This window comes from Tabrizicola sp. (assembly GCF_041911175.1).
Classification (GTDB): domain Bacteria; phylum Pseudomonadota; class Alphaproteobacteria; order Rhodobacterales; family Rhodobacteraceae; genus Tabrizicola.
The window spans coordinates 21,538-28,999 of the sequence record NZ_JAYRPN010000055.1; the positions used below are offsets into that span (position 1 = coordinate 21,538).

Below are 7,462 nucleotides of genomic sequence, written 5' to 3' on the forward strand. Positions count from 1 at the left end.
AAATGTCGAGCCCCTCCCCCCCGCGCGCCCTGGCCCCCCAACGGCAGGAGGCGATCCTGAGCCGGATCGAGGGCGAGGGCGCGATCCTGGTGTCCGACATCGTGCAACAGTTCGGCGTCAGTTTCGAAACCGCCCGCCGTGACCTGAAGGCTCTGGCGCTGCGCGGCGCGCTGGACCTCACCCACGGCGGCGCCACACGGCCTTCGGCCATCGAGCCGGGCCTCGCCAGCCGCTCGGTCCGCAACACCGAAGCCAAGATGCGGATCGGCCAGCGCGCCGCTGCGCTGGTTTCGGATGGCATGGTCGTGCTCCTGGACGCGGGCTCCACCACTTCGGCCATTGCCGCGATGCTGGGCGCACGCCGCGACCTGACGGTGATCACCACCAGCCTGCCCATCGCCCGCGACCTCTGCCGCCACGACAGCTTTCGCGTCCAGATCGCCGGCGGCACGATCAATCCGGGCGACGAGGCGGCGGAAGGCCCCGAAGTCTTGGCCTCGGTGGCGCGGTTCCGCGTCGATATCGCCTTCGTCAGCGCGGGCGCGGTGGCGCCGGACGGCTGCGTGACCGATTTCACCCCGATGGGGGCCGAGACGCGCGGCCTGATGATCGCGGCGGCGCAGCGCGGCTATTTCGTGGTGGACAGTTCCAAGTTCGGCGCCCGCACCCCCTGCCGCATCGCCGGGCAGGACCGCGCCGCCGGGCTGATCACCGACGCAGCGCCCCCGGCTGCCCTTGCCGCCGCGCTGTCCACCCGGGGACTGCCCGTCATCCTCGCCTGATCTTCCTTTCCGTGCCGGTCCTTGCGCAGGGGGCATCGGCCCCCGTGGCGGTATGCTGCGGATAGATGTTGTAATGTGTGGCTTAATGTGGCTTTGTGCCAGGGTCCGATCCAAGAGGCTCCCATGACCCAAACCCTCCCCACCCATGCCCGCGTCGTGATCGTCGGGGGCGGCATCATCGGCTGCTCCGTCGCCTATCACCTGACCAGTCTCGGCTGGACCGATGTGGTCCTGCTGGAACAGGGTCGGCTTTCCGGCGGCACCACATGGCACGCCGCCGGGCTGGTCGGGCAGTTGCGCAGCCATGCCAACATGACCGGCCTGATCCGCTATTCGACCGAGCTTTACGCGGGCCTCGAGGCCGAAACCGGGCTTGCCACCGGCTGGAAGAACTGCGGGTCGCTGTCCGTCGCGCGCACCGACGACCGCATGACGCAACTGAAGCGCACCGCCGCCGCCGCACGGGCGCAGGGCGTCGCGGTCGAGGTGATCTCGGCCGCCGAGGCCGGCGCGCTTTGGCCGGTGATGGAGGTCGCGGACCTCAAGGGCGCGGTCTGGCTGCCCGGCGACGGCAAGGCCAACCCGACCGACCTGACGCAGTCGCTCGCCAAGGGCGCGCGCAGCCGGGGCGCGCGTATCCACGAGAAGGTCCGCGTCACCGGCATCGCCACAAGGGACGGTCGCGCCACCGGCGTGCAGACCGACCAGGGCGAGATCGCCGCCGAGGTGGTGGTGAACTGCGCCGGGCAATGGGCCCGCAAGGTCGGCCAGATGTGCGGCGTCGCCGTGCCGCTGCATTCGGCGGAACACATGTATATCGTCACCGGCCGGATCCAGGGCGTGCATCCCGACCTGCCGGTGATGCGCGACCCGGACGGCTACATCTACTTCAAGGAAGAGGTCGGCGGGCTGGTGATGGGCGGCTTCGAGCCGTCGGCGAAGCCCTGGGGGATGGACGGCATCCCCGACGATTTCGAATTCTCGCTCTTGCCCGACGACTGGAACCAGTTCGAAATCCTGATGGAAAACGCCCTGATCCGCGTGCCGCAACTGGCCGAGGCAGAGGTGAAGAAGTTCTACAACGGCCCGGAAAGCTTCACCCCCGACAACAACTTCATCCTGGGCGAGGCGCCGGAGCTGCGGAGTTTCTTCGTCGGCGCCGGGTTCAACTCGATGGGCATCGCCAGCGCCGGCGGCGCCGGGCGGGCGCTGGCCGAATGGATCGTGAATGGCGCGCCGACGCTCGATCTCTGGCCGGTCGACATCCGCCGCTTCGCCCGGTTCAACACCAATGCCGCCTGGCTGCACGACCGGGTAAAGGAAACCCTTGGCCTGCACTATGTCATGCCCTGGCCCAACCGCGAGCTTGACACCGGCCGCCCGCTCCGCCGCTCGCCGCTCTACGACCGGCTGGCGGCAAGGGGGGCCAGCTTCGGCTCGAAAATGGGCTGGGAACGCGCCAACTTCTTCGCCGGCCCGGGCGAGAGCCGCGACATCGCCTATTCCTTCGACCGGCAGAACTGGCATGCCGCCGTCTCGCGCGAGGTGAAGGTCGCGCGCGAGGCGGTGGCGATCTTCGACCAAACCTCCTTCGCCAAGCTTTTGGTGCAGGGACGCGATGCGGCGCGCGAGCTGAACCGGCTCTGCGCGGCAGACATTGATGTGGAGCCCGGCCGCACCGTCTATACCGGCCTTCTCAACAAACGCGGCGGCTACGAGAGCGACCTGACCGTGCTGCGTCTGGCGCGGGACCGCTTCCTCATGATCACCGGCTCGGCCCAGCCGGTGCGCGACATGGACTGGATCGCCCGCAACCTCGACCCCGCCGCCCATGCCTTCGTCACCGACGTGACCTCGGCCCATGCGGTGCTCGCGGTGATGGGGCCAAAGTCGCGCGACCTCCTGTCCCGCATCACCCCCGCCGATCTGTCGAACGCGGCCTTCCCCTTCGGCACGGTGCGCGAGATCGACCTCGGCCAGGGCATCGGCCTGGCCAACCGGATGACCTATGTGGGCGAACTGGGCTGGGAACTTGTGGTTCCGGTCGAGATGGCCGCCAGCATCTATGACCTCTTGCACGCGCGCGGCGCCGATCTGGGCCTGACCGACGCCGGCTACTACGCCATCGAGTCGATGCGGCTGGAAAAGGGCTATCGTGCCTGGTCGCGCGAACTGACGCCCGACATCACGCCGCTGGAAGCGGGCCTGGGCTTCGCCGTCGCCTGGGACAAACCCGCCTTCCTCGGCCGCGAGGCGCTGCTGGCGGCCAGGGCGCAGGGTCCCGCCCGCCGCCGCATCGTCCAGCTGACGCTGGAGGACGGGTCACGGATGCTCTGGGGCGGCGAAGCGGTGCTGCGCGACGGCCAGCCGGTGGGCGAATTGCGCTCGGGCTTCTACGGCTGCACGCTGGGCCGCGCGGTGGGCCTCGCGCTGGTCCACAATGCGGCTGGCGTGGACGCCGGTTTCCTGCACACCGGGCGCTGGGAGGTGGACGTGGCCGGCGAACGCCTCGCCGCCCGTCTCCACACTGCCGCCGCCTACGATCCGAAATCGGAAAGGCCCAGGGCGTAGGCGGCGATGCGGCCGGGATCGGCGTCGGGGCGGTCAGGCGCCTCCCGCGAGGCGAGGAGATCGCCCTGCCTTCCTCACGGACCGTTCTCTTCTTCCCTTTCCTTCAACCAGCGATATCCCGTGCGGCGAACTCGTTCGCGTCTTCTGCAATACTATACTGAAAATATTGACAAAATTCACAGAAATGAGAGGCCCCGCCTCTCACCCTTTCCCAACCGGTCTTCCGTTTCGCCAACCCCATAACCCTCAAGGGCCATCTCACGACACTACGCCGCAGCCTCGGGGGCCAGCAGCGAAGCGACATAGTCAAGGCTCGCGCGAAGATGCTCACCCAGACGCGGGTCGCGCTGGACCTCGGGGCTGAATGGCTCCATCGACACGAAGCCCCGGTAGCCCGCCGCCTGCAAGGCCCGCAACTGCGCGATATTGCCGACCCGGTCGCCGACGAAGATCAGGCCCCGGTCGGGTTCGGTCAGCTCTCCCGGCGCAAGGTCGCTGCGGGCGATGCCGGACATATGCGCCAGCCCGATATGCTCCGGGAACAGCTGCGTATCGCCGCAGCGGAAGAACTGGAAAGTATCGTAGCACAGTTGATAGGCGTCCCAGCCGTCGATGTCCGAAATCGCCGCCACCGCCATGTCCTGCCGCTTCATGGTCGACCCCTTCATCCCCAGGGGCTCGACATAGCCCGTCACACCATGCGCCATGAGGATCGGCCGCAACTGCCGCAAGCCGTCGCGCAGGTTCCGCTCCGCCTCCGCTTCGGTCCAGCCATGATCCTCGTTGTGGACCGGGCACAGCACCACGCCGGGCGCGCCCAGCGCGGCGGCATAGGCGATGATCGCCTCCGCCTCCCGCGCCCGTTCCGGCGTCCATTCGTTGAACCGTTGCAGCGCGTTGACCGAGGCGACCACCAGCCCGGCCTCCCCCAGCCGCGCCTTGACCTCCGCTGCCGGGGTGCCGTCGTGGAACTCGCGCCCCTCGATGTCGTTGCGGATCTCCACGGCGGAAACGCCCACCTGCACGGCAAGCGCGATGAACTCCTGCAAGGCAAGCTGCGGCGCGCAGGTGCGGTTCAGGGCAAAGGAAAGGCTCATGTCGGGACCTCGTTTCAAAGCAGCAGGCGGTGGGAAGTGACCGGCGCCAGACGCACCATGTCCGGGGTCGGGTGGCGCGGTCTCGGCGGCGACGTAATGGCTTGCGGCTGCCCGGTCCGCGCGGCGGCCTCGATGGCAAGAAGCGCGCGCATATCGGCCAGACCCTCCTCGCCATCGGCCTCGGGTGGCACACCGGCGGCGATACAGTCCGAAAAATAGGCACATTGCGCGCCGAAATGGTCGATCTGCGGGAAGGTGACCTCCTCGGTCACGCCATTGCGGCGCAGCCGCATCTTCATCGCCGTCTCGAACTTGAAGCCCGGGTCCAGCTCGATATCGCCCAGCGACCCGACGACCCGGTAGTTGTCCACGGCCCCGGCCCCAAAGCTGCCGATGAACTGTGCGATGCCCCCCGAAGGGAAGCGCAGGGTCGCGGCAATCGTCGCCTCCACCTCGGCAAAGCGCGGATCGTCCTTCGGCTGGGTCAGGGTGGCCGTCGCCTCGAAAGGCTCCTCGGCGAAGACATGCCGCGCGGCATTGACGCAATAGACCCCCACATCCTGCAACGGCCCGCCCCAATGCTCGGCGCGCAGGCGATGGTTCCCCGCCGCCATCTGGAAGCTGAAGATCGACTGGAACAGCAAGGGCGTGCCGATGTTGCCCTTTCGCAGATGGTCCAGCACCGCCAGCGTTCCCGGCTCGTTGTGAAGCCGGTAAGCCGTCATCAGGAACACGCCCGCCTGCTTTGCGGCCTCGATCATCGCCAGACCCTCCGCCTCGGTCGTGGCCAGCGGTTTCTCCACAAGGATATGCTTGCCCGCCCGCGCCGCCCGGATCGAATAATCGGCATGCAGCGAGTTTGGCAGCGCGATATAGACCGCATCCACCGCGTCTTCGGCCAGAAGTGCGTCATAGGCTTCATAGGGCACCACTCGTGGCACGCCATGAAAGTCGGCAAGCTTTTGGCCCTTGGCAAGGTCGCCGGTGACGATGGCCGAGATCACTGAATTCCCGGACTGCGCGACGCCGGGCAGGAAGGCTTCCTGCGAAATCCAGCCCGCCCCGACCACTGCATATCGGATCATCCCCGTCTCCATGATTGTGCCGGTCAGTCGCGGGCAGAGGTTAAGAAATCCTGAATGTCCGCAACCAAGCCCTTGATATTCAAGGCCCCAAAATTCTGTCCACCGTGGACAGTCTCAGCCGACCGCCAGCCAGCACCCCTCGCGGCTGGAGGTCTGGATCGTCTCGACCAGCGTCTGGATGCGCAGCCCCTTGCGGAAGTTGAACGGCTCCGGCCCCTTCCCGGCGATGGCGTTCACATAACCCGCCACCTCGATCGCCTTCAGGTCGTTGAACCCGATCTGGTGCCCCGCCGCGACACAAAAGAGCCCATAGGGCGCGTGATCCGGCCCCGCCTCGATCCGCCGGAAGCCCTGGCGACCCTTGGCATCCGAAGTCGAGAAATAATGGAGCACGTTGAAATGCTCCTGACTGAACGCCAGCGCCCCCTTGGTCCCATAGACCTCGAAATCATGCTGCATCTTGCGGCCCGTCGCGATCCAGTTGCCCTCGATGCTGCCGGTGGCCCCGCTTTCGAAGCGCAGGAAGGCGCGGCCCACATCGTCGACCTCGACCTTCCGCGTGCCACCCTTCCCGTCCGGCCGACTGCCGATCATCGTCACGCAATCCCCCATCACCTTGGCAATCGGCCCGCACAGGAACTCCGCCGTCGCCAAAGCATGCGACCCGATGTCAGCCAGCGCCCCGCCCCCCGCCGGATCGTGGCGGAAGGTGAAGGGGCCGGAGGCGTCGGCCATGTAGTCTTCGCAGTGGATGCCTCGGTAGCCCCGGATTTCCCCCAACTCTCCCGCCCGGATCATGTCGCGGGCCGTCTGCAGCATCGGGTTGCAGAGGTAGTTGAAGCCGACCTGCGTTTTCACGCCCTTGGCTTCGGCGGCCAGCGTCATCTCCAGCGCGTCCGCCGCCAGAGGGGCCAGCGGTTTTTCGCAGTAGACATGCTTGCCCGCCGCGATGGCCGCCAGCGACATCTCCTTGTGCAGCGCGTTGGGGGCGGTGATCGAGACCAGGTCGATCTCCGGGTCGGCCATGATCGTCCGCCAGTCGGAGGTCGCCTTGGCGAAGCCCAGCGTCTGGCGGGCCCGTTCGGCGGCGGCATCGGTGATGTCGGCCACCGTATGCAGCTCCAGGTCGAAGGGCAGTTCGAACACGCGGGGGGCCGAGGTGAAGCCGAAGACATGGGCCTTGCCCATGAAGCCGGTGCCGATCAGGCCGATGCGAAGGCGGGGTTTGGTCATTTTGCAGGTTCCTTGATGCCGCCCAGCGCGGCCCGGTTGACGACAAGCGCGGGGTCGAGTGTCCCGGCGAAAAAGTCCAGCACGTTCTGTACCGAAGCCAGCGCCATCCGCTCGGCGCATTCCACGGTGAGGGCGGCATTGTGCGGGGTCAGTACGGCCTGCGGCAGGCCGAAGAGCGGATGGTCCTTGGCAGGAGGCTCAACGTCGAAGACCTCGATCCCCGCCCCGCCCAGGCGACCTGCCCGCAGGGCTTCGGCCAGCGCGACCTCATCCACCAGCCCGCCGCGGGCAGTGTTGACGACGACGGCGGTGGGCTTCATCACGGCCAGTTCCGCAGCCCCGATCACGGCGCGGTCGGCGCGGGGCAGGTGCAGCGAGACGGCGTCCGCCGTGCGAAGGGCCTGCGCCAGATCGGTTTCCCGGAGGGCGTCTTCCGGCCAGCGGTCGGCAGGGAGGAAGGGGTCATGGGCATGGACCTGCATCCCGAAGGCGCGGGCCAATCCTGCCAGCTTCTGCCCGATCCGCCCGAAACCCAGGATCAGAAGCCGCTTTCCCGCCACCTCCTGCGTCTGGAGGCCGTTGCGCCAGCCCCAGTCGCCCGCCCGGGTTGCCCGGTCGGCAGCGATCAGGCGGTGGGTCGCGGCGAGGATCAGCATCATCGCATGTTCCGCCACGCCCGAGGAGTTCACGTCGC

Annotated in this window: 6 protein-coding genes; 2 read left to right on the top strand and 4 right to left on the bottom strand. The window is 67.7% G+C overall.

Annotated features, from left to right (window positions below):
• The first annotated feature begins 2 nt into the window (after positions 1-2).
• Positions 3-782, top strand: a complete 780-nt coding sequence (locus ACE3P6_RS07230; RefSeq protein WP_374393227.1) for a DeoR/GlpR family DNA-binding transcription regulator — start codon at positions 3-5, stop codon at positions 780-782.
• 123 nt (positions 783-905) lie between these two features.
• Positions 906-3,353, top strand: coding sequence for an FAD-dependent oxidoreductase (locus tag ACE3P6_RS07235; RefSeq protein ID WP_374393230.1), 2,448 nt, complete (start codon positions 906-908; stop codon positions 3,351-3,353).
• A 266-nt stretch (positions 3,354-3,619) separates the two neighbouring features.
• Here the strand turns inward: ACE3P6_RS07235 and ACE3P6_RS07240 are convergent, their stop codons facing one another.
• From ACE3P6_RS07240 to ACE3P6_RS07255, 4 genes are all read right to left on the bottom strand, one after another.
• A complete protein-coding gene (locus ACE3P6_RS07240) occupies positions 3,620-4,450 on the bottom strand; it encodes a TIM barrel protein (RefSeq protein ID WP_374393232.1) in 831 nt (276 codons plus the stop codon).
• Between the two features lie 14 nt (positions 4,451-4,464).
• Positions 4,465-5,535 carry a Gfo/Idh/MocA family protein gene (locus ACE3P6_RS07245; protein ID WP_374393235.1) on the bottom strand — a complete coding sequence of 357 codons (1,071 nt, stop codon included), beginning with the start codon at positions 5,533-5,535 and terminating at the stop codon, positions 4,465-4,467.
• 114 nt (positions 5,536-5,649) lie between these two features.
• Entirely contained in the window at positions 5,650-6,768 is a 1,119-nt protein-coding gene (locus tag ACE3P6_RS07250; RefSeq protein ID WP_374393238.1) for a Gfo/Idh/MocA family protein, read from the bottom strand.
• Positions 6,765-7,462 (bottom strand): NAD(P)-dependent oxidoreductase (locus ACE3P6_RS07255; protein ID WP_374393241.1); only part of this gene is annotated, 698 nt, incomplete at its 5' end. The genes ACE3P6_RS07250 and ACE3P6_RS07255, both read right to left, overlap by 4 nt.